A 23,559-nucleotide genomic window follows, 5' to 3' on the forward strand; every position below is an offset into this window, starting at 1 on the left:
CCGGTGCCGCCCGCCGTTGGACGGCCCTCGGCGCGAGGCTAGGGACGGGGACGTTGCAAGCGCGTTGCAACGCCGGGTGGCTGTCAGCCGCGCTGCTCGGCGTCCAGCCCCCGGACCCTGGCCTGCAACGCCGGCCGCTGGTCCGCCGGGACCGCCCCGGCCAGTGCGCGCCACACCGGCAGGTCCTCCTCGCCCCACGGGCTGTACGCCCAGTCGGCGAGCAACCCCGGATCACCCCGGGCGATCAGCGCGGCCCGCAACTGCTCCTCGATCCGCCGCCGCAGGCGGACGACCGCGGGGGCCCCGGAACCGGGCAGCAGCGGTCCCGCGTACGCGTCCAGCGCCGCCGCCACCGCGCCCGAACCCAGTCGGCGCGTCACCGTGTCGAAATCGGCGTCCACCGGGACGGCCAGCCGGTACGGGCGTGAGTCCAGCAGATCGGAACCCAGCAGCCGCCGGAGCCGGGAGAGCTCCGCCCGCAGTGTCACCGGGGTCACCGACTCGTCCTCGTACAGCTCGACCAGCAGCTCGTCCCCGCTCAGACCCTCCGGCCGACGCGCCAGGGCGACCAGGATCTCGCTGTGCCGCCGGCTGAGCCGCAGCCGCCGCCCGCGCGCCACCAACAGCGCCTCGCCCCGGCCCAGCGCACTCAGCCGCACCGCATCGACGTCGGGCCCGGGCGGCGGTGTCAGCAGCGCGAGGTGCGACTCGGCGGCCCGGGCCACCGCCTGGACGAAGGCCAGACTGTGCGGATGGGCGAGCCGGTTCCCGCCCGTGATGTCCACCGCTCCCAGCACCCGGCCCGTACGCGGATCGTGCAAGGGTGCCGCCGCGCAGGTCCATTGCTGGACCGGCCGCAGGAAGTGCTCGGCCGCGAAGACCTGGACCGGACGGTCCACCGCGATGGCCGTCCCCGGCGCGTTCGTCCCTGCCACGGACTCGGCCCAGCGCGCGCCCTCCACGAAGTTCATCAGGCCGGCCGCCCGCCGCGCCGCCGTGTGCCCCTCCACCCAGAGGAGGCGGCCGTGGGCGTCGCAGACGGCCAGGAGATGTTCCCCGTCCGTGGCGTACGCGCCCATCAGTTCACGGATCACGGGCATCGCCCGGGCCAGGGGGTGCGCCGCCCGGTAGGGACCCAGCTCGTCCGGGCCGAGCTCGACGACGGGTGCCTCGTCCGGGCTGACCCGCGCCCGCACCGAGCGCCGCCAGGACGCGCCGACCACCGCGCGCACCGGACGCTCCAGCCGCCCCGCCGAGGTGAACACATCATGGGCGCGGCGCAGCGCGCCGCTCCGTTCGCCGGGATCTGCGTCCGCCGCCAGGGCCACCCAGGGATCCGTCAACTCACCCTCCCGTCCAGGGCCGTCGTGCTCTCCCATCGTCGGCGCCGTCGGCCTCCGCGACAACCTCGGTGCGGAGAGTCATCACCACGGGTGGCGGGGGGAGGGGTCAGGCGTCGCGGACGAGCCGGAGGTAGCGCTCCCAGTCCCAGTGGACGCCCGGGTCGGTGTGGTCGCTGCCCGGCACCTCGTGGTGGCCGACGATGTGCTCCCGGTCCTTGGGGATGCCGTGACGGTCGCAGATGTCGGCGGTGAGCCCGGCGGACCGCAGATACATGACGTCCGTGAAGAACTCCGGGCGGTCCACCCATCCTTCGTGCTCGATACCGATGCTCCGGGTGTTCCAGATCCAGTTGCCCGCGTGCCAGGCGATGTCCTTCTCCCGTACGCACTGGGCGACATGGCCGTCGCCGGACCGAACCACGTAGTGGGCCGACACCTGCTTGGAGGGGGTACGGAAGATTCCGGCGGTCGGCGTGAACAACTGCTGGGCGACATGGATGACGACACGGTCGATCCGGCGCTCGGAAGGGCGGGAGGGGACGGTGTAGTTGGCGGGGGCGGCCGGAAGCCGGAGGGCCGTCGCGTAGTCGGTGGGGCCCTTGGGCGCGGCCACGGCCCGGACCGACGACGGCAGGACGGCCGCCGCACCCATCGTCGCGGCGGCGTACTGGATGAACCTTCTGCGGTGCAACAGCGCTCCTGGGACTGGGTGGACCTGCCGGGCCCCGGGGATGGGCCGGCCCGGGGCCCCGGTTCGTCGGTCACCCCTGCCGCAGCAGATGACGAGCGCATCGGATGTGCGGTTCCCCGAAGCCGCTTCCTGGGCGCGTGGGTGGCCCCCGCGTGTACGGCTCCGTGCACGCGGCTGAGCCCTCAGGACCGCCACAACGGGCCCCGAGGGCTCAGCGATCCAGGCCCCTGAGCGTTGGCCCGGTCAGACCGCCACGCCCATCCCGTCCGCCGCTCCGTCCTCGGCACCCGCCAGCGCCCCCGCCGGATCGTCGTCCGCCGGACCGGCGGGCGACGATCCGGGCACCCACCGTCCGCGCTCCTTGCGGTAGGGCCACCACCGCCCGTCCCGGTCGAGCCGGAGCTGGAGGTCGGCGCCCGCCACGGTCCAGCGGGCCCGCCCGCTCGCCCGCAGGGCCGGGCGCTCACCGGCCTCCCACGCCTCGCCGAGCCGGGCGCGGGCCCGCCCCAGATCCTCCGGGTCCGGCGCCCACTCCTCGTCGAGCACCGCCAGTGCCGCGACCCCGCCGTATCGCCAGGCGCGTACCGCCGCGTCCAGGTCCGCGGGCGGGCGGCCCGACCCAGCGGCGAGCCGTGCCCCGATCCGCGCATCCGGCCGGGCGTCCGCGGCCAGCCGTACCGCGTCCTGCTGCGGCGTCAGCTCCACCGGGAGCGGCTGCTCCTCGTGGGCCGGGGCCAGGGCGTCCAGCAGCATCCGGTGGGCCCGCACCGCACTGTCGGCCGCCAGCACCTCCAGCGCCGCCGGGTCGATGCCGGGCGCGGGCGGTGTCTCCGTGTCCAGCGACGGCCCGAGGCCCGGCGCGTCGGGGGCCGACGGGGGAGCGGGGAGCGGCGGAAGTATTCCGGCCGCCGCGAACGCTTCCCCGGCGGGCACTCCGCGAACCTCCCGCTCCGCATCGGCGGCGGCCCCGCCTTCCCCGCCGTCCCCCAGCCGGACGGCACGGGCGGCACTGCGCACCTGGAGCTCGTCCAGCAGCCGCCGCTCCTCGCGCCCCCGCATCAGGAGCAGGACGAACGGGTCCTCGTCCAGCAGCCGCGCCACCTGGTAGCAGAGGGCGCCCGAATGCGGGCAGTGGTCCCAGGCCCCGCAGGTGCACTCCGGCTCCAGGTCCCCGATGCCCGGCAGCAGCTCGACCCCGGCGCCCGCCGCGTCCTCCACCAGATGCGGCGGCATCTCCCGGTCCAGCAGCGCCGCGATGTGCCCGGCCCGGTCCACGGCCATGTCCAGGAACCGGTCCCAGGCGCCCGCGCCGAGCTGCTGGAGCAGGACGTCGCTGCGGTAGGCCGTGCCGTCGTGGTCCCGCACCACCGCCGTGATCCGCCCCGGCCGTACGGAGACCGCCCCGACCCCGCCCTTCCGGGCCAGTTGGCGGCCCTGCTTCAGCTGCTGCCCGTCCAGCGCCGTGTCCTCCAGGGCCTGGAGCCAGGCCCGGCCCCACCAGGACGTGGCGAAACCCCGGCCGTGCGCGGGGGGAAGCGCCGCGAACGTACGCTCCGGGCCGCGCCCGCCGTCCCGCGACGCACCGGCCCCGTCGTCCCCGTCCGAGGCGTCCGCCCCGTACTCCGTCCCGTACGGGGATTCGTCCTCGTAGCCGTATCCGTAGTCGTCGCTCATCGTGTGCCCCCTCGCAGCTCGACCAGGTCGGCCAGTTCCGCATCGGTCAGTTCGGTCAGTGCCGCCTCGCCCGAGCCGAGCACCGCGTCAGCGAGGCCCTGCTTGCGGGCGAGCATGTCGGCGATCCGGTCCTCGATCGTGCCCTCGGCGATCAGCCGGTGGACCTGCACCGGCTGCGTCTGGCCGATCCGGTACGCCCGGTCCGTCGCCTGCGCCTCGACCGCCGGGTTCCACCAGCGGTCGAAGTGGACGACATGGCCGGCACGGGTGAGGTTGAGCCCGGTCCCCGCGGCCTTGAGGGACAGCAGGAACACCGGCGCCTCGCCCGTCTGGAAGCGGGCCACCATCTCCTCGCGCCGGGCCACCGGCGTACCACCGTGCAGGAACTGCGTGTCCACCCCGCGCGCGGCCAGGTGCTCCTCCAGCAGCCGGGCCATCTGGACGTACTGCGTGAAGACCAGCACCGAGCCCCGCTCGGCCAGGATGGTGTCCAGGAGTTCGTCCAGAAGCTCGACCTTCCCCGACCGGTCCGCGATCCGCGGCTGCTCCTCCTTGAGGAACTGCGCCGGGTGATTGCAGATCTGCTTGAGCGACGTCAGCAGCTTCATCACGAGCCCCCGCCGCTCGAAGCCGTCGGCGGCGGAGATCTCCGCCAGCGTCTCGCGGACCACCGCCTCGTACAGACCGGTCTGTTCCGGCGTCAGCGACACGGCCCGGTCGGTCTCGGTCTTCGGCGGCAGCTCGGGCGCGATGCCCGGGTCGGACTTCCGGCGGCGCAGCAGGAACGGCCGCACCAGCGCGGCGAGTCGCTCGGCGGCGGCCGGATCGTTGCCGCCCTCGACCGCGGCGGCGTACCGCGTACGGAAGGTGCCGAGCCGGCCGAGCAGACCGGGCGTCGTCCAGTCCAGGATCGCCCACAGCTCGGAGAGGTTGTTCTCCACGGGGGTACCGGTGAGCGCGACCCGGGCCCGGGCGCCGATCGTCCGCAGCTGCTTGGCCGTCGCCGAGTGCGGGTTCTTGACGTGCTGGGCCTCGTCGATGACGACCATGCCCCAGGACACGGCGGCGAGCCGGGACGCGTCGAGGCGCATCGTGCCGTACGTCGTCAGCACGAACTCGCCGTCCACCAGAGCCTCCAGGGAGCGCGACGCCCCGTGGAAACGGCGGACGGGGGTGCCCGGGGCGAACTTCTCGATCTCCCGCTGCCAGTTGCCCATCAGCGACGTCGGACACACCACCAGCGTCGGCCCGGCCGCGTCGCGATCGGCCTGCCGGTGCAGATGCAGGGCGATGAGCGTGATCGTCTTGCCGAGGCCCATGTCGTCGGCGAGACAGCCGCCGAGGCCGAGCGAGGTCATGGTGTTCAGCCAGTTCAGCCCGCGCAACTGGTAGTCGCGCAAGGTCGCGGTGAGCGCCTCGGGCTGCCCGACCGACTGCTGAGCGGCGGCTTCCGGATCGGCCAGACGGTCCCGCAACTGCTGGAGCCAGCCGGTCGCCGCCACCTCGACCCGTCGGCCGTCCATCTCCGTCGAACCGGTCAGCACCGCGCCCAGCGCGTCGATCGGAGTGACCTTGCGGTCCTGGGTCTCCCGCGCCCGGCGCGCTTCCTCGGGGTCGATGAGCACCCACTGGTCACGCAGCCGCACGATGGGCCTGGACGACTCGGCGAGCCGGTCCACCTCCTCGCGGGTCAGCTTCTGGTCGCCCAGGGCGAACCGCCAGTCGAACGACAGCAGCGCGTCGGCGGAGAGGAACGAGGGCGCGTCCGCGGCCGTACGCCCCCGTGGCCCGGCCCCCTGCCCGTCGCCCTCCGGATCCGTCGCGTCGCGGTCGTCCGGGCCGATCACGGCGCGCGCGGTGAGCTTCCTGGCCAGCTCCTTGGGCCAGTGCACCTGCACACCGGCGGCGGCCAGGGCGCGCGAGGCGGACCCCAGCAGCTCGGCGATCTCCTCGTCGGCCGGTTCCACCGAGTCCGGCACCGCGGCGGAGAGCAACGGCGCCAGCGGGGGCCAGGCGCGGGCGGCCCGCCGCAGAGTGACAAGAGCGTCCATCCGGGCCCGCGGCCCGAACGCGGCAGCGGGCCGCGAGCCGCCCGCCCACAGCTCTGCCGCATCGGCGACCAGGGAGGGATCGCTGACGCTGTGGATCTGCAGCACGGCCCGGAACGACGGCGCGCCCCCATCCGTACCGGATCCCTCCGCGCCCTGGTCCGCGCCCGCGCCGCTTTGCCGCGACGCGAGGCCCGACACCTCGATGCGCAACGAGAGCCGTACGCCCGCGTCGTGACCGGCCGCCACATCGGTCGCCCAGGCCCGCCCCTCGGGCAGGTGCTGGGGCTGCTGCGCGGTGAACGCGGGGCCGGCGGCGGCGAACCCCGCGGCCGGGGTCCGGGGCATCGTGTCGGCCACGGCGTCGAGGAACGTGCGCAGCAGGGGCTCCGGTTCCGGCAGCAACGGTTCACCGTCGGCTCCGTCGCTGTCGTCCGCCGTCGCGTCCGGAACCGGGGTCGCGTGCGCGGTCGGCGGCATCGACGCCGCAAGCCCCCGGACCCGTTCGAGGTCCTCGGTGCCCAACGGTCCGATCCGCCAGGCGTCGTGGTCGGCGGGGCTCAGCCCCGGCAGCAGCAGGCCTCGGGCGACGAACTGGAGGGCGAGGAGCGCCCCGGCGCCCCAGAAGGCGGTGGCGGGGGAGGCCTGCGCGGCGGCGCGTGCCCGGGTCAGCACCGGAAGGGCGTCCCGCACGGGGAGGAACAGCGCCGAAACCGTACGGGGCCGCAGGTCGGCGTCGACCACGGTCAGCTCCGACACGGTCCCGGGAGTGTCGCAGGGGGTGCTACCGTCCGGACCCCAGAACGCGATCATGCTGTTACGGGCCGGATCCGCCGGGACGAAGACCGCGGAGCAGCGGGACAGTTCGGCGATCTCGGAGGGCTTTGCCGCAGGGTGCCTGTGCACGGGAATGGCTGATTCCTCAAACTTGACTAGTGGGCGGAGTCGCCGAGGGTACTCCACTTCGCCCGGCGGTGGGCCGCATGGTCGTGTGGTGTGCGTCACGCTTTCCGGTGGCGGGGCTTGATGGTGCAGCCAGCCCCACCATCGAATGCGGGGGTCTGCCCCAGGGGGATCAGGGTGGTGGCGCCATGGCTCCCCACGGCCCTCGGCCCGTACGTTCGATGAGGTCAGCGCCTTAGAGGTTCCAGAGACCGGAGACGTCATGCCCCAGGCGACAGCCACTGTTGCGGATCCCGCCGAAGCCACTGGTGCGGAACCCACCGACGAAAGCGGCCCTGGCCGCCCGGCCGATGACCGCGGCGCGGCGGCCGGGAGCGACTTCGCGCCGCTGCTGCGCGCCGCGAGGGACCAGGGTCTGCTGGAGCGCCGCACGGACCGATATGTGCTCGGCATCGCCGCCAACCTCGCGGCCCTGGGCGCGCTGATCACCGGCTTCGTCCTGGTGGGCGACACCTGGTGGAGCCTGCTCCTCGCCCTGCCGTTGGCGGTCCTGTGGACCCGTACGGCCTTCGTCGCCCATGACGCGGGGCATGCGCAGATATCCGCGGACCGCGGGACGAGCAGGCTGATCGCTCTCGTCCACGCCAACCTGCTCCTCGGCATGAACGAGGCGTGGTGGAACGACAAGCACGTACGCCACCACGCCAACCCCAACCACATCGACAAGGACCCCGATGTCGGCGTCGGCGCCCTGGTCTGGACCCAGAAGCAGGCGGAGCAGCGGGAGGGCTTCGCCCGTTGGCTGACCAGGAACCAGGCCCGGCTGTTCTTCCCGATGCTGCTGCTCGAAGGTATCGCGCTGAAGATCTACGGATTCCAGTTCCTGCGCCGGCAGCCCCTCCGGGAGCGGGTCGTCTCGGCGCTGCTGCTCACCGCGCACTTCGCCCTCTGGGCGGCGCTGCTGTTCAGCACGTTGTCCCCGGGCAAGGCCATCGTCTTCGCCCTGGTGCTGCACGCGCTGTTCGGCCTCCACCTGGGCCTGGCCTTCGCCCCCAACCACAAGGGGATGGAGATGCCCGACCCCGACGGCGAGCGCTGGGGCCACCTCCAGCGGCAGGTCCTGACCTCGCGCAACGTACGGGGCGGCGTTTTGACCGACTGGTTCCTCGGTGGGCTGAACTACCAGATAGAGCACCACCTCTTCCCGAGCATGCCCCGCCCTCACCTGCGGCTCGCCCAGCCCTTGGTCAGGGCGCACTGCGCCGGCATCGGCATGCCGTACACGGAGACCGGACTGATCGAGTCCTACCGCCAGGCGCTGGCGTACATGCACGACGTCGGTGAGCCGCTGCGATAGCGCGGGGCACCGGGGAACGTAAGGGAGCACAGAGGCGTTCTCACAACAGGAGCGGCGCAGGCCGCGAAGGAGGCGTGGACCATGTCGAATGGTGCGAAGGTCGCTATCGGGGGTGTCCTCGCGGCAGCCATCCTGTGGCCCCTGATCGGATTCTGGTGGGCGCTGCTGGTCGTGATCGGTGTCCCCGTGGCGGGCTATCTGCTGCTGGACCCGTCCCAGCGGCGCAGGCTCCGCAGGATCAACCGCAAGGAAATCGGCCGCTGAGCCAGGACATCACCGGGGGCCGGGACGTCACACGCCCTGGGCGGCCAGCCCGTCCAGGGCCGCGAGCAGGCCGGGCAGTGAGGCCCCGCGGCCGACGGGAATGACCGTGCCGGGCTCCTCGTCCAGCAGGAACAGCGCGATGTCGTCGGTCCGAGCCACCATCGACCACCCCGGGCCGTCGACGCGCAGCGTACGCGCGTCGGCCGTGGCGTACGAGGAACGGATCCGCCCGGGAGGCGGCGGAGTCTTCGTATAGGCGGTCGCCTCCGAGAGAGCCCTGCGGACACCGGGATGCCGGGGCGACCCAGTGAGGTCGTGCTCTTCATCCTCTCCGGTGTCCCTCCCCGCAGCATCCGCCTCGGCGTCGCTTCCCACCTCCCCCCGGGCGTCGTCGGCCTTCTCGCCGGCGGTGCCGGGCAGCGGGAACTGCGTGTCGTCGATCTGCTCGCGCCATGCCGACCACTGCGCGGCGATCTCGTCGGCGCCGAGCCGTCGCTGCGCCGGGCCCCAGGCCTCCGCGTCGGGCGGGGTGAGCGGCGCCGGCCCCTCCCCGTCCGTATCCGGATCGTGCGGGTCCGGCACACCGGGTGCGGAGACGGCCAGGTCCATCGGCCAGCCGGGCAGGGCGCACACCATGGAGCGCTCGTCGGGGGAGAGGTCGTGCTCCATGCCGCAGTCCCAGGCGGCGATGGCCACGGCCACCTGGGAGGCGTCCTCGACGACCACCGTCCACCGCGCCCCCTCACCGTCCTGCCCGAGGATGAGCCCGTAGCCCTCCTCGTACGGTTCGAGCGCGAGCGCGCCGCACGCGGCGACGTAGTCGTCCCCCAGCACACCGGGGAACCGCGAGGGCGTCAGCAGCATCGCGGTCAGCACCAGCAGCGCGTCGTCGGTGACCGCATCATCCGCACCGGCCATGGTGCCCTCCCCATCGCTCATCGCCTGCCCGCCCATCGCCGGTTCCCGCGCTTCTCGGGTCTTCGTCGCCGGGCCTGTCCGTCCTGGGGCCCGTCGTTTCCTGCCCGTCGGCGCACCCTAACTACTCGGTAACCTCCTCGTCGAGGGTTTGACGAGCAAGAGCGAAGGGGAGCGGACCCGCCCCGTTCGGGTGCGGAGAGCCCAAGAGCGGGGGTGTGCGGGAGGCCTCCGCGTAAGGTTGGACTTCCGGCCGAACGAGGGGGACAGCATGGTGACGCGGTACGACCGGCTGAAAGAGATTCAGCGACTGGACCCCGAGCGGGACTTCCTGCAGATCTACCGCCTCACCGTCGCCTACGAGTTCCCCTGGGACGTCACCCGCGCCCTTGAACTGGCCCTCTACCGCACCTATGCGGTGCCCAGCATCGGCCGACTCCTCGCCGAGACGGCGGAGTTGACCGAGCGCTCCCAGAAGCGCTACGACGACACCGCCCTGCTGCTCGACACGGTGGTGGAGCACGGTTTCGACACCGACGAAGGCCGCACGGCCGTTCGCCGGATCAACCAGATGCACCGCAGCTACGACATCAGCAACGACGACATGCGCTACGTCCTGTGCACCTTCGTTGTCACACCGAAGCGCTGGCTGGACGATTTCGGCTGGCGACGCCTCTGCTGCCACGAGTTGGCCGCCTTCGCCGCCTACTACCGCACGCTCGGTGCGCGGATGGGCATCAAGGACGTTCCGGAGACTTACGAGGACTTCGAGCGCACCCTCGACGCCTACGAGGACAAGCATTTCGGCTGGGACGAAGGAGCCCGACGGGTCTCCGACGCCACGTTGGCGCTGATGGCTTCCTGGTATCCGGCGCCCCTCGCCCCGGTGGTGCGCGGCGCCAGCCTCGCTCTTCTGGACGACTCGTTGCTCAAGGCCTTCCGCTACCGCCGCCCGGGGCCGGTGGCTCGTGGACTGACCCGCGGCGCGCTGCGGACGCGGGCCCGCGCCGTCCGGCTGCTGCCGCCCCGGCGAAAGCCCCACTACGCCCGGCAGAATCCCGAGATCAAGGGATATCCGGACGGGTACGAGATCGCGGGGCTCGGCACGTACCCCACACCGGGGGTCCGCGGCTGCCCGGTCCCCGGTCACCGTACGGCGCAGACGCCGGCCGAGTGATGAGGACCGCCCGGCCGGTCGGCCGTCGAGCCGGGGCGAGCACGGCAGGGCTCGGAGCCGTCGGCCTCAGCCCTGCTCGACGGCGCCCTGCTTGACGGCGAGCGCGAGGAAGCGGTCGTCCTCGTCCGTGTAGGACTCCAGCCGCCACCCCGCCCCGGCCAGTAGCTCACGCAGCCTCGGCTCGGCCCGCAGGTCGTCGTCGGTGATGGTGCGCCCCTGGCGCGCGGCGAGGGCAGCCCGGCCGATCGGGTGGAACAGGGCGAGGACCCCGCCCGGCCGGACCACGCGCGCGAGCTCCGCCATATCGGCCTCGGGCCGGGCCAGATGCGAGATCAGCCCGGCTCCGAACACCGCGTCCAGGGCGTCGTCGCGCAGGGGCAGCCGCGCGACGTCGGCACGCAGGAGCGTCCCGTCGGCTCCACGCCCCGCCCGCGCCGCCGCCTCCAGCATGGCCGGGGTCAGGTCGGCGCCCAGCACCGTGCCCTCGGGCCCGACCACCGCTCGCAGCGCGGGCAGCGCACGCCCCGTCCCGCAGCCCGCGTCGAGCACGGCATCGCCGGGGCGCAGCCCGAGCAGGCCGGCCGCCGCCGTGTAGGCGGGGCCGTCGTCGGGGAACCGGCTGTCCCAGTCGGCCGCACGAGGGGTGAAGAAGTCCAGGACATGGGTGTGGGTGTGGTCGTCGGTCATGAGGACATGCTCGCGCAACCGGCGGGGGCGTGCGGGCGCCGCACCCGACCCGCCCCGTCAGACGTTGACCCCGTAGTCCGAGGCGATACCGGCCAGGCCGGATGCGTACCCCTGGCCGACGGCCCGGAACTTCCACTCGGCGCCGTGCCGGTACAGCTCGCCGAAGACCATCGCCGTCTCGGTGGAGGCGTCCTCGCTCAGGTCGTAACGGGCGAGCTCGACGCCGTTCGCCCGGTTCACCACGCGGATGAACGCGTTGCGGACCTGGCCGAAGCTCTGGCCACGGCTCTGGGCGTCATGGATCGAGACGGGGAACACGATCTTCGCGACCTCGGCGGGCACCGACGACAGATCGACCTCGACCGACTCGTCGTCGCCCTCACCCTCACCCGTCAGGTTGTCACCGGTGTGGCGGACGGAACCGTCGGGGCTGTGGAGGTTGTTGTAGAAGACGAAGTGGCTGTCGGAGAGGACCTTGCCCGCCGCGGAGCACAGCAGCGCACTGGCATCCAGGTCGTGATCGGCCCCGGTCGTGGTCCGTACGTCCCAGCCGAGTCCGACCGTCACGGCGGTGAGGCCGGGGGCCTCCTTCGACAGGGAGACATTGCCACCCTTGGCGAGGGTCACACCCATGAACTTCCTCCAGTCTTCGGTCGGTCCGCACCGGTGATCCGGAAATCCGCGGCTTCACCGCATCCGAGTCCGGTGACCGGAGCCGTTCTGCTGTCACTTGTCACTTTTGTTGGCCGCTCGCCGTTACAAACGCTCGGCGTGAGGCTCCCGGTTCCCGGATCGTCAGGGGGCGCTCTCGTCCTTCATCGCCCTGGCCTCGCTCTTGAGGTTGCGCAGGGACTTGCCCAGCACGCGGGCGGTGTCCGGCAGCTTCCCCGGCATCTCCTCGCCCCCGGCCCGCCGCCGGCCCGCCTCCGACACCTCCAAGAGAGACGCAATGAGGTCGGGATACGGCAAGGAGCGACGGACACGAAGCCTCATCGATCAAGAGCGATCAACCTGCTCGAACGAAGCCGAACGGTTGCCATGCTGTCCGCCCTACCGGATTCCCGAAGCCCGGGGCGACCCGTGAAGCCCGCCGCGAGTCCTGAAGAGAGAAGGGACGCATGCCCTCCGAGTCCATCGACAGAGACGAGAACCCCCGTGCCGCCCACCGCGCCCCCGCGAACGTCGGCAGGACCATGATCGGAGAAGACATCGCGCTCACGCTGAAGATCGTCGTGGCGGGTGGATTCGGAGCCGGGAAATCGACCCTGATCGGCTCGGTCAGCGAGATCCGCCCGCTGCACTCGGAGGAGACGCTGAGCGGGAGTGAGCCCGAGAGCGCGGACCGGGGCAACACGGGAGGGTTGGAGCGCAAGACCAGCACGACCGTGGCGATGGATTTCGGCCGTATCACCGTCCACTCCGGCCTGTCGCTCTATCTGTTCGGCACACCGGGCCAGGAACGCTTCTGGTTCCTCTGGGAAGAGCTGTGCGAAGGCGCCCTCGCCGCCGTCGTGCTCGCCGACACCCGGCACCTGGAGGACTGCTTCGCCGCCGTCGACTGCTTCGAGCGCAGGCGGATTCCGTTCGTCGTCGCCGTCAACCGTTTCCCCGGCGCTCCCGACCATACGGAGCACGATGTCGCGCAGGCGCTCGACCTCGACGGAGGTACGCCGGTCGTGCTGTGCGACGCCCGCGACCGGGCCTCGGGAAAAGAAGTCCTGATCCGTACGGTCGAGTATGCCGGGCGCATGCACACCGCCCGGCTCCTCGCCTCCGTCGGCTGACGGCCCGCGCCCGGGCCTCTCCGTCAGTCGGCCATGTCGGCCATCGCGACCACCTTGTCGATGCTCACCCGCACGACCAGTTCGCCGGGCACCCCGTTGCGCCGGCCGAACTCCTCGGCGGCGTCCGCCCCCACGTAGCGGCCGGCGATCCGTGTCGCCCACCCCAGGAGTTCCTCGGGGTCCTCGCTCAGCTCGGCATGCCCCTGCACCACCGCGAACGCGTACGGGGGCCGGTCGTCGTCGACGCACAGGGCGACCCGCCCGTCACGTGCGAGGTTGCGCCCCTTCACACTCTCCTTGCCGGTGTTGAAGACCACCGAGTCGCCGTCGAGGAGGAACCAGACGGGGGCGATGTGCGGAGTGCCGTCGGCCCTCACCGTCGAAACCTTCGCCGTGCGGGTTCCCTCCGCGAGGAAGGCCCGCCATTCTTCATCGGTCATGTGGTGTGCCATGGGCCCATCCTGAGCCCGAACCCCGCATGGCGCGAAGCGGCACCCCGGGCGATGAGGGGCGCTTGCCCCCACGGGACCGTTGCGCAAGGCTTACGCGCGTAGCGGGGAACGGGGAACGATCGTACGGGGAGGACGAGCACATGCCGCTTGACCGGGGACTCGACTGGCTGCTTGACGATCTCACCAGCAGGGTGCAGTACATACGGCACGCGTTGGTGCTGTCGAACGACGGACTGGTCACCGGGGCCAGCACCGGCCTCGCCCGCGAGGACGCGGAGCACCTGGCAGCCGTCTCGTCCGGCCTGCAAAGTCTGGCGCGCGGATCGGGGCGCCACTTCCGGGCGGGCCGGGCCCGCCAGACGATGGTCGAGTTCGACGAGGCGCTGCTCTTCGTGACGGCTGCGGGCGACGGCAGCTGCCTGTGTGTCCTGACCGCGGCCGAAGCCGACGTCGGCCAGGTCGCCTACGAGATGACCCTGCTCGTCAACCGGGTCGGCGAACACCTCGGAGTCTCCGTCCGACAGGGCGGACCCGAAGGTATCGACCCCCTCTGACCTGCAATTTTCGTCGCCGCTGAAGAGTTATCCACAGGGCTGACGGGCGACGACTCCCTCGGACTACCGTGATTACGGAGAGTATTCGAGCCGACGGGGGAGAACAGTCATGACAGTCAAGGAAGTGGTTCGAGCGCACACCGCGACCCACGAGAACGCGAGCGCGGAGACGAAGGGCGAGGGCGGGCACGCTCCGTCCGTCGCCCCGGCGACGGTCGCGGCCGGGCGGGCGTCCCAGGAACTGGGTATCCGGCGTGCGGAGTTCGAGCTGGCGGTGCACCTGGGGCTGATCGCCGTCGTCGGTGCACCGGGCGGAGGGCGACCCCGGGTCCACGAGGACGAGATCGCGCGCCTGCGGGAACAGCCGGGTTTCCCCGACGCGCTGGTGGAGCGGGTCCGCACCGTCGGTACGGCGCAAGGGGCGGCCCTGCTGGACATCGCACCGGCACGGTTCACCCGGCTGGCACGGGCGGGCTGCGTCTCACCGGTCACGTTCTATCTGAACCGGTATCGCGCGGTGGTCTGGCTCTACCTCGCGGACGAGCTTGCCGCGTTCGCGGCGCGGGAGCCCGAGCTGCTCGCCGGACGGACACCCCCGGGGATGCGCACGATGCTGGAGTCGGGCGCCGACTGGCGGGCGCGCAACTGGCGCTCGCAGCGCATCGACCGGCTGCTGGACCGTACGACGGACCCCTGGGCGCGAACGGCGGTCCAGGCGACGGCGCTGGACCCGGTGCAGTTGGCGGAAGTGGTGGACGACCCCTACGAACGCGCCTTTCTCGTACGGGTCCGGCCGGAACCGGTGTTCGGACGCCCGGGGTCCATGGCGGCGAGGGAGGCCATGGCGGAGTTGATGCTCGCCGACGACCCCGACGAAATCCTCTGGCGGCGGGTCAACCTGAGGCTGGAGCTGGACAGCGCCCGTGAGGACCGGCCCGCCCCGCGCCCCGGGGACGACGGAGAAGCCCGGGCGACACCGCCCGCCCGGACCGGAGCCCGGCCTCGGGCCGTGCGTCCTGCGCCTGCCGCCGAGCCGGCCCCACCACTCGCCCGTACCGGGGCGCCACGTCCCGCCGCGGTGGGCCGAAAGACGGGGAAAGGGCTGCTGACCAGGCTGGGGTGGCGTGGTCGGGGTGCCGGATAAGGTTTCGCGCCCGTCGCCCGGATGGGCCATCCTGTCCGCATGCTGATCAGGGAAGCAACCTCCGAGGACTGGCCCGCCATCTGGCCGTTCTTCCACACGATCGTCTCCGCGGGCGAGACGCTCACCTATCCGCTCGACCTCGGTGAGGAGGACGCCGAGGGATGGTGGTTCGTCCCGGCGCCGAGCCGGGTGGTCGTCGCCGTCGACGATGCCGGGACGGTGCTCGGCACGGCGAAGATGAACCGCAACCACATGGGCAACGGGTCCCACATCGCCAGCGCCACCTACATGGTCGACCCCGCTCACTCCGGCCGGGGTGTCGGGCGCGCACTGTGCCAGCACTCGGTCGACTGGGCCCGTGCGGAAGGGTATCGAGCCATGCAGTTCAACGCGGTGGTCGAGACCAACACACACGCCGTCAAGCTGTATCAATCGATCGGCTTCGACGTGATCGGCACCCTTCCTGAGGGCTTCAACCACCCGACTGAGGGCTATGTAGGGCTTCACATCATGCACATGGCCCTGTAGGGGTCAGGTGGTGGGGTGATCTGTCGCCGGCCCCAACTCCGGGCCCGGCAAGGTGCGGCCTGCCGGGCCGCCGTCCCCCACACCGCTCGCGGTGACCGCCGGGACGACTGTTCCGGCCCAGGAGAGGGCCGTCCATCCCGAGTCCGGCGAGCCCTCGACCACCACCACCCCCGTGTTGTCCAGGCTGTGCCGGGTGGCGAACTCGACGGTGACGTTCCGGGCGCGGGCGGCTGCCCACACGCGGATCGCGGCACCATGACTGACGAGCGCCACCGTCCCGTGCTCCTCGGCCTCCGCCGCTTCGGCCACCACCGCGTCGAAGCGGGCCAGCGCCTCCGTCCCGTCCTCGCCCCCGGGCAGTCGGCGGGCGACGTCCCCGGCGGGCCAGGCGAAGACGGTCGTCAGGTACTGCCGGACCGCTTCCTCGTCGGCCCGCATCTCCAGGTCACCCGCGGACAGTTCCCGGATCCCGTCACGAATCCGGACCTCGATGCCCCGCTCCGCCGCCAGGGGTGCGGCCGTGAGCTGCGTACGGGTCAGCGTGGAGGCGTACAAGGCGGCGATGTCCTCCCCGGCGAGTGCCCGGGGCAGGGCCGCCGCCTGCCGCAGCCCGAGGTCGGTGAGCCCGGGGCCGGGCCGCGCGGTGTCCAGGAAATGGCCGAGGTTGGACGGTGTCTGGCCGTGACGGATCAGCAGCAATCGCATAGAACGGGTCATGCTCCAGGCTCGGGCGCGCGTGCGGCGGTAAATAGATGCGCATCCCACCCTCTCATTCGGCCACCTCCGGAGGACAGCCTGACGGAGGTCTGCCCGCCTTGCCGGAAGTAGCGCGGAATTGCCCGGAGTTGATGCGGCGGACAACGCACAGGGCGGCTGCGCCGCGCCGGGGCGATGGCAGTACTGTGCGCCCCACCGCCATTCGGGCGATGAGAAGTATCTGGAGGAAGAATCCATGACCATACCCAGGAGATCGTGGCGTGGCGCGGGAGCACTCGTGGCCGCTGCGGTCGTCGGTCTGACCGGAGGCGTCATCTCCGCCGGTCCGGCCGTCGCTCACACCCCCACCTGGGCCGTGACCTGCTCCGAGGTGACCGTCGACCTCACGAACTACACGAGCGACGTTCCCAACACGGTGACTGTCTCCGTGGACGGCGAGGACCTGCTCCCCACCGAGACGTTCGGCCGTGAGTTCCACAAGAAGCTGGCGCTTCCCGAACACGACAAGCCGGTGACCGTCCGACTGGTCGTCAAGGACGCCGACGGCGACGGCAAGCACTCCATCGACCAGACGAAGACGGCGGAGGTGTGCGAGGAGGAGGAGCCCACCCCGCCGCCGAGCGAGCCGGCCCCGAGCGAGCCCGCTCCGTCTCGGACGCCGTCCACCGGGACGCCCGAGCCGAGCGCCACGCCGAGCGATGAGCCCTCGGAGTCCGCGCCCGCCGTGCCCGCCCCGAGCCCGAGCTCGCCGGATCTGGCCGAGACCGGTTCGTCGTCGTCGACGCCGGTCATCGGTGGCGCCGCCGTCGCGGTGCTGCTGGCCGGTGGCGGCATCCTGTGGGCCGTCCGCAAGCGGCGCACCGCCCAGGGCTGACGCCCCGCGCGAGCCGCGGTCGAGGTCCTACGGGCCGTGGCCGGGGGTGTCTCGCATCACCGCCGGTGATACGAGACACCCCCTTCGCACATCACCCTCTCCTCGCACGGCTGCTCCCTCGCCCGTCACTCCTTCGCGAGCGTCGGCGGCGGCGTGATGGCCGTCGGGGGAGTGGGGCCGATCTCGCACCAGACGGCCTTTCCCTCGCCGCGGGGTTCGATCCCCCACCGCGTGGCGACCGCGTCGAGCAGGAGCAGTCCCCGGCCGGAGGTGGACGTCTCGCCCGGTGTACGCCGACGGGGCCAGGCACTGGACCGGTCCTGGACGGACAGCCGGATCCGCCGCACCGGTTCCGGCAGCACTTCCAGGGTCAGGACCGCCCCGCCCTCGGTGTGCAGGAGCACGTTCACCAGCAACTCGCCCGTGACGAGCTCGGCGTCGTCGGCGAATTCGGCCATGTCCCAGTCGGCGAGGGCCTGACGGACGATCGCGCGGGCGTCCGAGAGCCCTTCCGGGTCCGCCTGGTGGATGTACTGGTGGAGCCGCGGCGCGTGCGACGACCCCACGTCCGGGCTGCGGCGCAGCACCAGGAGCGCCACATCGTCCCCCGACCCCCACCGTTCCCACAGCCGTTCCGACAGGTGATCGGCCAGCGCCTCGGCCCCCGCGGGCCCGGCGCTCACCTCGTTGCGCAGCGCGTCGATCCCGGCGTCGAGATCGGCTCCGGGCTCCTCCACCAGCCCGTCGGTGTACAGCACGAACGTCTCACCGGGCACCAGGTCGAGCCGGGTCTCCGGATACTCCTCGTCCAGGAGGTCCGTGGAGGTGCCCAGCGGCAGCCCGCCGCGTACCTGCGGGCTGCCGACCCGCCCGTCGACGTGGCGGATCAACGGTCCGAGATGGCCGGCCCGCACGACCTTCACCGTTCCGGACGTCAGGTCGACCTGGGCGTACGTGCAGGTGGCGAAGCGCTCGGTGTCCAGTTCGGAGAGAAAGCGGGAGGCCCGTGCCAGCACGGTGGCCGGAGGGTGCCCCTCGGAGGCATAGGCGCGCAGGGCGATGCGCAACTGGCCCATGATCGCGGCCGCGTGGGTGTCGTGGCCCTGGACGTCCCCCACCACCAGCCCGTACCGGTTCTTCGGCAGAGTGATCACGTCGTACCAGTCGCCGCCGACCTGCCGGCCGCTCCACGCGGCGTGGTAGCGGACCGCGATCTCACCGCCCTCGACGTCCTGTATCCGGGACGGGAGCATCGCGGACTGGAGCTGGGTCGCGAACTCCCGCTCCTCGTCGAAGAGCATCGCCCGCTGCAGGGACTGGGCCACGATCGCGGCGAGCCCCAGGCAGAGAATGCGTTCGTCCGGGTTGAAGACCGTGCGCTCGCGGTAGAAGAGGGCCAGACCGCCGAGCGACCGCGCCTGGGCCACCAGCGGGAGATACGCCGCCGCCCGGAACCTGAGCCTGCCGAGATGCGGCTCCAGTTCCGGATAGCGGCGGGCCAGCGCGGCCAGTGAGGTGATGAACCGGGGGCGTCCGCTGCGGATGGTGTCCGCGAGGGGGAGGTTCCGGTCTAGGCCACCGGAGCCCAGCCCGTCGAGCACTTCCAGCGACTCCCCGCTCAGCGCGACGATGTTCAGCGCGGAGTTCTCCACGAGCCCGAGGGCGAGGCCGTCCGCCCCGAGACGGGCCAGCCCGCCGGGCCCGGTGAGGGCGGCCGTCACATCGTCCACGGTCACCGCCCGGGACATGGCGCTCGTTGTCCGTTCAACGATATTGGTCTGGCGCTGCCGCCGCTTTTCCAGATCGAGCACGAAGGCCGAATGGGTGACCTCCGCCGTCGCGTCCCGGACGACCCCCACGATCCGGTGGGCCATTCCGTCCTTCGAGCGCAGGATGCGGGCCTGGACATGGGTCCACTGCGTGGTCCCGTCGTCCAGGGGTACGCGGAAGTGGACGCTGAAGGAATTGCTCCCGCCGGTGATGGCCTCGTCGATCGTGACGTCGAGCCGGGCCCGTTCCGCCGGCTCCAGGTGCTCCAGCAGGGCGCCCGGGCGTGCGTCGAACGTCGCCGGATCCACGCCGAACACCATGAGCCCGGCCTCGTCGATGTCCAGGGTCCGGGTGTCCAGGTCCCAGTCGAAGCTGCCGGTCCGGTTCATGGCGAGGCGTTCCGTCGGCCGGATCTCACCGTTGGTCTTCCGGTCGATCCGGCGGAGCGGAGAGGCTTCGGCGTCCTGCCGCCGTTCGTCATCGGTCATTCCTGCTCCGGAGGTCGTCCGGCGGGGCCGGGCGTCGGCGCATCCCGTGGGCCTCAATTGTCGAGCCGCATCCAGCGGAGTGCCACAGCGGCCGGTCCGGGGGCCGCGGAACGGCAGCGGAGAGCCGTCCGCGACCATGGAGGCGTCCCACGTGTCCATGAGCCCAGCGAGCGGAGCGCACGCATGAACGACGACCGGCCCGTCCTGCTGGAGACGAGGGGCACATGCATGCGCCTCACACTGAACCGTCCCAGGGCCCTCAACGCCCTCAGCCACACCATGGTGCGGCTGCTCGACGAGGCCCTGGCGCGAGCCGAGCAGGACGACGCGATCCACTCGGTGCTGCTGACAGGGGCGGGCGACCGGGGCCTGTGCGCCGGGGGCGACATCCGCGCCCTGCACGACGACGCCCGGGCCTCGGGACGCGCGTCCCTGGACTTCTGGCGTGACGAGTACCGCCTCAACGCCCGCATCGCCCGATTCCCCAAGCCGTACGTCGCCCTGATGGACGGCATCGTGATGGGCGGCGGGGTCGGAGTGTCGGCCCACGCCAAAATCCGTGTCGTCACCGAACGCTCACGCGTCGCCATGCCCGAGACCGCCATCGGCTTCGTGCCGGACGTCGGGGGTACCCGCCTGCTGGCCGCCGCCCCCGGCGAACTGGGCACTCACCTGGCGCTCACGGGCCGCTCCGTCGGGGCTGCCGACGCCATTCTCTGCGGCCTCGCCGATCACCACGTACCCGCCCACCTCCTGCCGGCCCTGACCGAAGCGCTGGGGGAGCCGGCCGGTCCGGGCGCGTCCGTCGTGGACACCGTTCAGCGGTTCGCCACCCAGCCGCCCGTCGGCGGACTCGCCGCGCAGCGCGACTGGATCGATGCCTGCTACGCGGCGGACACCGTGGAGGACATCATCCGGAAACTGCGCGAGAGCGGTATCCCCGCAGCGGAGACGGCCGCGGACGAACTGCTGACCAAATCGCCCCTCGCCCTCAAGGTCACGCTGGCCGCGGTCCGCCGTGCCGCGCGGCTCGACAGCCTGGAAGCCGTACTCGACCAGGAGTTCCGAGTCTCCAGCCGGGCGTTCGAGCACCCGGATTTCGTGGAAGGCGTCCGCGCCCGGATCATCGACAAGGACAACGCCCCGCAGTGGAAGCCGGGCTCACTCGCCGAGGTCGACGACCAGGAGGTCGCCCGGTTCTTCGCACCGCTCGGCCCCGGCGAACAAGAACTCGGTCTCGCTCCGGGGCCCGCGGACGCCCCCGCACGGGAGGGACAGGCCGGGTAGGACGCGCGCTGCCCGTGGCGCCCGGCACAAGCCCAGCCCGCCGGGCGCTATCTGTCGCTGCCGGAAAGGCTCGGCTGCAAGGCCCGGACGAGAGCGAACAGCCGGTCCTCGTTGCCCGTCAGCCCCGCGCTGCGCAGGGCCTGGTCGGCCTCGCGCATCGGAGAGGTGAGCAGCGGCAGGTAGACCGGTGCGTCGTCGGGGTCCGCGAGCGCTGCCCGGGTGGCCTCCAACAGGCGGACGTACGCCTGCGCCGCGGCGAGTTCGTCGCTGTCCATCTCAGCATCTCCTCCTCAGAGCTGTCGGACCGTCAAGCATCTCTCATGGGTCTGACAACACAGCCTCACGACCGGGCGTGCCCGCCGGACAACCCGCTCGGCGGCTCCACCTCCAGGTAGCGCCGTCTGCGCGGCCCCCGGTAGAGCAGCACCGTCCAGCCCACCTCCCGCAGGGCCGAAGCGCAGCCGGCCAGCGCCTCCTCCTCGTCGTGCGCGGCGCCGCTGCCCGGCGGCCCGGTCCACTCGACCCGGACCGAATCCGCCGACTCCCCGTCGCTCACCCGGTACCCGGCGGACACGCGGCGCCCCGACGGGTCGACGGCCGAAGGCGTGGCGCCCGACCTCTCCAGTGCCAACGCGACCGCCCTCACCGGACGGTTCAGCTCCCACGGAGCCGGCGCGGCCTCGGGGTCGGGCCGCGCTGCTCCGGTCAGGCGACGGATCTGCAGCAGTCCCTCGAACGCGGTCCGCACCGAAGCTGCCCGCGCCGCCGCGGGCTCGGCGATCGGCGGTCCGTCGCCGGTCGCCGGCTCGAATCCGGTGCTCTCCTCGGTGCTCATACGTCCCCCTCGTGCTCCGTAGCGTACTGAGGCCATGCCCGCACCAGCAGCGACGCGAAGGTCGGCCACCTGCCGGTCAGTCTCCGGTTCCCCGCGCCTCCGCCTCCAGCTCCGCCTTGAGGCGCTTCAGCGTCGTACGGATGTTGCCGACCTGGAACTGCGCGAAGGTCTTGCCGCCCGTCGCCACGCGGTCGAAGGCGTTGGCGAGGAAGTCCGGCCAGCGGCGGTCGTCGGTCCAGGTCTCCGTGACCCGGGTTGCCCCGTCCACCGCCTCGATGCTGTACTCCCACGTGGCGATCGGCCCCGGAAGCAGGGGGCGCCGCAGACCGATCGCGTGCACCCGGAAGGCGAAGCGCTCACCGGGGTCGGCGGCCGTCACCGTGCAGCGGGTCGTCCAGCGTGCCGCACCGCGCTTGTTGCGGCCCTCGAAGACCATGCCGACGTACGCGTCACGCCGCTCGCCCTGCACGGTCGCGCCCCGGTTCTCGGGGCTCCAACGCCCCATCGCCGTGGGGTCGCTGAGCTGTGCGTAGACCAGTGCCGGGGAGGCGTCGATCACGATGCTCTCGGCTACGGACATGGTGCGGGGCATGACGCGACTCCTTGTCCACGGCCGTCGACGGACCACGCCCGGGTGCCGGAGGGGCCGTGGAGCCGACATCCCGGAGCCCACACCTTACTCGCGGGTAGATTCTCGCCGAGAGGGCGCCGTCCGAGGGCGGCCGACGTTCCGGCCGGGTACCGCCGTTTCCCGCCCGACCGGAGTCTTCGCCCGGCCGCCCCTCCCGGCCGACGGGTGGCGTCGGGCGCGCGGAACGCCCGGAGTCAGGCGCGGAACTCCGCCGGGCGGTCCGGCGACGCCTCCGAGAGGGCCTTCGCGACGGCGTCGGCGTCGTCCCGGTTGCCGTACACCGGTGTGCCGGGCTGCTGACGCCACGAGTCGTCCAGGCCGCCGCCGTCGACCGTGTCGAAGCCCAACTCGTCGATGAGGTCGCGCACCGCCTGCTTCGCCGCCGGGTCGTCGCCGGCCACCGGGAGCACCAGCCGGTCCGGAGCACCCTGCGGGCGGGCCCGGTCCAGGATGTCCTGGGCGTAGGTGCCGTTGAACGCCTTGATCACGGGGTGGCCGATCTGCTGCTCCGTCCACCGGCTCTCGGCCAGCCCGTCCTCGATGGCGGCGATGCGGCCGTCACGCTGCGGGTAGTAGTTGCCCGTGTCGATGACCGCGGCACCCTCCGCGGCACCGTCGAGAAAGCCGGCGGGCAGGTCGGGCACGGCCTTGAGCGGCACGGCGACCACCACGACCTGGGCGCCCTTCGTGGCCTCCGTCGCGGTCACCGGCTTCGCCCCGGTCTCTTCGGCGAGGGCGGTGAGCGTCTGCGGGCCGCGGGAGTTGGCGACCGAGACCTCGTGCCCGAGGGCCGTCAGGCGCCGTGTCAGGTTGCCGCCGATGTTGCCCGCACCGATGATGCCGATCTTCATGGATCTGACCTTCCGTAGCTTTCCGAGTGGAGTGGGGTGGGTTCTGTCGCTTCACCAACTCCGGCTCCGGAGGGGCTATTCCGATCTCGGTGAAGGAATATCCGATCGGCCCCTGGGGGTTGATATGCGCTTCGTGTTGCGCCGACCGAGGTCGGAGCCTGCCCCGTAGGCCATTTGAGTGTCCTTGTCGGCCGCTCGCGCCGGACGGGGAAGGATGTCCCACCGCACCGATCGCCGCGGGTCCATTCTGGTCGCCGAGTCCACACGGGCCGTCGACCGAAGGAGCGTCGTAGTGACGACGAGGGGCATCTCGCAACCGGTGGAGACCGATACCGCCGAAGAGGACGAAATGCCGGTACGGAGCGGAGAGCCCGGCAACGTGGTCATCAAGTGGATGACCACGACGGATCACAAGACGATCGGTACGCTCTACCTCGTCACCTCCTTCGCGTTCTTCTGCGGGGGAGGAATCCTGGCCCTGGTGATGCGGGCCGAGCTGGCCCGTCCCGGTATCCAGCTGATTTCGAACGAGCAGTTCAATCAGGCGTTCACGATGCACGGCACGATCATGCTGCTGATGTTCGC

The 23,559-nt window shown here is 72.0% G+C and carries 24 protein-coding genes and 1 pseudogene; 10 read left to right on the forward strand and 15 right to left on the reverse strand.

Features of this window, described 5'->3' with window-relative positions:
- Positions 1–83: 83 nt before the first annotated feature.
- The 4 genes from D3105_RS16455 to D3105_RS16470 form a co-directional block, all read right to left on the reverse strand.
- Complete coding sequence (locus D3105_RS16455) at positions 84–1,343, reverse strand: GAF domain-containing protein (protein WP_118903940.1); 1,260 nt, start codon at positions 1,341–1,343, stop codon at positions 84–86.
- 106 nt (positions 1,344–1,449) lie between these two features.
- Positions 1,450–2,034, reverse strand: coding sequence for an N-acetylmuramoyl-L-alanine amidase (locus D3105_RS16460; RefSeq protein WP_118903941.1), 585 nt, complete (start codon positions 2,032–2,034; stop codon positions 1,450–1,452).
- 243 nt (positions 2,035–2,277) lie between these two features.
- Entirely contained in the window at positions 2,278–3,708 is a 1,431-nt protein-coding gene (locus D3105_RS16465; protein ID WP_118903942.1) for an SWF or SNF family helicase, read from the reverse strand.
- The gene (locus D3105_RS16470; RefSeq protein WP_118903943.1) at positions 3,705–6,662 is read right to left on the reverse strand and encodes a DEAD/DEAH box helicase; all 2,958 of its coding nucleotides are present in this window, start codon (positions 6,660–6,662) and stop codon (positions 3,705–3,707) included. The genes D3105_RS16465 and D3105_RS16470 overlap by 4 nt, the downstream gene beginning before the upstream one ends.
- Before the next feature lie 259 nt (positions 6,663–6,921).
- On the opposite strand from D3105_RS16470, the gene D3105_RS16475 reads away from it, so the two are divergent.
- Together D3105_RS16475 and D3105_RS16480 are read left to right on the forward strand one after the other, a co-directional pair.
- Positions 6,922–8,016 (forward strand): acyl-CoA desaturase, encoded by a 1,095-nt coding sequence (locus tag D3105_RS16475; RefSeq protein WP_118903944.1) that lies wholly within the window; start codon positions 6,922–6,924, stop codon positions 8,014–8,016.
- Positions 8,017–8,097: 81 nt separating this feature from the next.
- On the forward strand, positions 8,098–8,280 hold the full coding sequence (locus D3105_RS16480) for a hypothetical protein (RefSeq protein ID WP_010062402.1): 183 nt from the start codon (positions 8,098–8,100) through the stop codon (positions 8,278–8,280).
- Between the two features lie 27 nt (positions 8,281–8,307).
- Here the strand turns inward: D3105_RS16480 and D3105_RS16485 are convergent, their stop codons facing one another.
- Complete coding sequence (locus D3105_RS16485) at positions 8,308–9,198, reverse strand: hypothetical protein (RefSeq protein ID WP_240646929.1); 891 nt, start codon at positions 9,196–9,198, stop codon at positions 8,308–8,310.
- A gap of 268 nt (positions 9,199–9,466) precedes the next feature.
- On the opposite strand from D3105_RS16485, the gene D3105_RS16490 reads away from it, so the two are divergent.
- Positions 9,467–10,372 carry an oxygenase MpaB family protein gene (locus D3105_RS16490; RefSeq protein WP_118903960.1) on the forward strand — a complete coding sequence of 302 codons (906 nt, stop codon included), beginning with the start codon at positions 9,467–9,469 and terminating at the stop codon, positions 10,370–10,372.
- 66 nt (positions 10,373–10,438) lie between these two features.
- Here the strand turns inward: D3105_RS16490 and D3105_RS16495 are convergent, their stop codons facing one another.
- The 3 genes from D3105_RS16495 to D3105_RS16505 form a co-directional block, all read right to left on the reverse strand.
- Positions 10,439–11,059, reverse strand: a complete 621-nt coding sequence (locus tag D3105_RS16495) for a class I SAM-dependent methyltransferase (protein WP_118903945.1) — start codon at positions 11,057–11,059, stop codon at positions 10,439–10,441.
- Positions 11,060–11,116: 57 nt separating this feature from the next.
- The gene (locus tag D3105_RS16500; protein WP_118903946.1) at positions 11,117–11,692 is read right to left on the reverse strand and encodes a TerD family protein; all 576 of its coding nucleotides are present in this window, start codon (positions 11,690–11,692) and stop codon (positions 11,117–11,119) included.
- A 162-nt stretch (positions 11,693–11,854) separates the two neighbouring features.
- Complete coding sequence (locus D3105_RS16505; protein ID WP_118903961.1) at positions 11,855–11,953, reverse strand: twin-arginine translocase TatA/TatE family subunit; 99 nt, start codon at positions 11,951–11,953, stop codon at positions 11,855–11,857.
- A 224-nt stretch (positions 11,954–12,177) separates the two neighbouring features.
- Between D3105_RS16505 and D3105_RS16510 the strand changes: the two genes are divergently transcribed.
- Positions 12,178–12,843 carry a GTP-binding protein gene (locus D3105_RS16510; protein WP_206272763.1) on the forward strand — a complete coding sequence of 222 codons (666 nt, stop codon included), beginning with the start codon at positions 12,178–12,180 and terminating at the stop codon, positions 12,841–12,843.
- Positions 12,844–12,866: 23 nt separating this feature from the next.
- Here D3105_RS16510 and D3105_RS16515 read toward each other — a convergent pair whose 3' ends face one another.
- Positions 12,867–13,295, reverse strand: coding sequence for a PPOX class F420-dependent oxidoreductase (locus D3105_RS16515; RefSeq protein WP_118903947.1), 429 nt, complete (start codon positions 13,293–13,295; stop codon positions 12,867–12,869).
- A gap of 140 nt (positions 13,296–13,435) precedes the next feature.
- Between D3105_RS16515 and D3105_RS16520 the strand changes: the two genes are divergently transcribed.
- The 3 genes from D3105_RS16520 to D3105_RS16530 all read left to right on the forward strand — a co-directional run bounded on the left by D3105_RS16520 (position 13,436) and on the right by D3105_RS16530 (position 15,521).
- Positions 13,436–13,849: a roadblock/LC7 domain-containing protein gene (locus D3105_RS16520; protein ID WP_118903948.1), complete on the forward strand. Its 414-nt coding sequence runs from the start codon at positions 13,436–13,438 to the stop codon at positions 13,847–13,849.
- A gap of 109 nt (positions 13,850–13,958) precedes the next feature.
- A complete protein-coding gene (locus D3105_RS16525; RefSeq protein WP_118903949.1) occupies positions 13,959–14,993 on the forward strand; it encodes a DUF6397 family protein in 1,035 nt (344 codons plus the stop codon).
- 39 nt (positions 14,994–15,032) lie between these two features.
- The gene (locus tag D3105_RS16530; RefSeq protein WP_118903950.1) at positions 15,033–15,521 is read left to right on the forward strand and encodes a GNAT family N-acetyltransferase; all 489 of its coding nucleotides are present in this window, start codon (positions 15,033–15,035) and stop codon (positions 15,519–15,521) included.
- 3 nt (positions 15,522–15,524) lie between these two features.
- Here the strand turns inward: D3105_RS16530 and D3105_RS16535 are convergent, their stop codons facing one another.
- Positions 15,525–16,226: a histidine phosphatase family protein gene (locus D3105_RS16535; protein WP_118903951.1), complete on the reverse strand. Its 702-nt coding sequence runs from the start codon at positions 16,224–16,226 to the stop codon at positions 15,525–15,527.
- 247 nt (positions 16,227–16,473) lie between these two features.
- Between D3105_RS16535 and D3105_RS16540 the strand changes: the two genes are divergently transcribed.
- Positions 16,474–17,112 (forward strand): LAETG motif-containing sortase-dependent surface protein, encoded by a 639-nt coding sequence (locus tag D3105_RS16540; protein WP_165891027.1) that lies wholly within the window; start codon positions 16,474–16,476, stop codon positions 17,110–17,112.
- A 125-nt stretch (positions 17,113–17,237) separates the two neighbouring features.
- Here the strand turns inward: D3105_RS16540 and D3105_RS16545 are convergent, their stop codons facing one another.
- Positions 17,238–19,370: a SpoIIE family protein phosphatase gene (locus D3105_RS16545; RefSeq protein WP_118903953.1), complete on the reverse strand. Its 2,133-nt coding sequence runs from the start codon at positions 19,368–19,370 to the stop codon at positions 17,238–17,240.
- A gap of 183 nt (positions 19,371–19,553) precedes the next feature.
- On the opposite strand from D3105_RS16545, the gene D3105_RS16550 reads away from it, so the two are divergent.
- Entirely contained in the window at positions 19,554–20,657 is a 1,104-nt protein-coding gene (locus tag D3105_RS16550) for an enoyl-CoA hydratase/isomerase family protein (protein ID WP_118903954.1), read from the forward strand.
- 47 nt (positions 20,658–20,704) lie between these two features.
- Here the strand turns inward: D3105_RS16550 and D3105_RS16555 are convergent, their stop codons facing one another.
- The 4 genes and pseudogenes from D3105_RS16555 to D3105_RS16570 all read right to left on the reverse strand — a co-directional run.
- Positions 20,705–20,932 carry a hypothetical protein gene (locus D3105_RS16555; protein ID WP_006129422.1) on the reverse strand — a complete coding sequence of 76 codons (228 nt, stop codon included), beginning with the start codon at positions 20,930–20,932 and terminating at the stop codon, positions 20,705–20,707.
- Between the two features lie 65 nt (positions 20,933–20,997).
- Positions 20,998–21,492, reverse strand: a complete 495-nt coding sequence (locus tag D3105_RS16560; protein ID WP_118903955.1) for a hypothetical protein — start codon at positions 21,490–21,492, stop codon at positions 20,998–21,000.
- A gap of 76 nt (positions 21,493–21,568) precedes the next feature.
- Positions 21,569–22,084 carry an SRPBCC family protein gene (locus tag D3105_RS16565; RefSeq protein WP_118903956.1) on the reverse strand — a complete coding sequence of 172 codons (516 nt, stop codon included), beginning with the start codon at positions 22,082–22,084 and terminating at the stop codon, positions 21,569–21,571.
- A 233-nt stretch (positions 22,085–22,317) separates the two neighbouring features.
- Positions 22,318–22,977 (reverse strand): annotated as a pseudogene (locus D3105_RS16570) (NADPH-dependent F420 reductase); the annotation flags it as partial.
- A gap of 289 nt (positions 22,978–23,266) precedes the next feature.
- Here D3105_RS16570 and D3105_RS16575 point away from each other — a divergent pair.
- Positions 23,267–23,559 (forward strand): cbb3-type cytochrome c oxidase subunit I (locus D3105_RS16575; protein ID WP_206272766.1); only part of this gene is annotated, 293 nt, incomplete at its 3' end.

Source organism: Streptomyces globisporus, from assembly GCF_003501885.1.
Lineage (GTDB): Bacteria > Actinomycetota > Actinomycetes > Streptomycetales > Streptomycetaceae > Streptomyces > Streptomyces globisporus_D.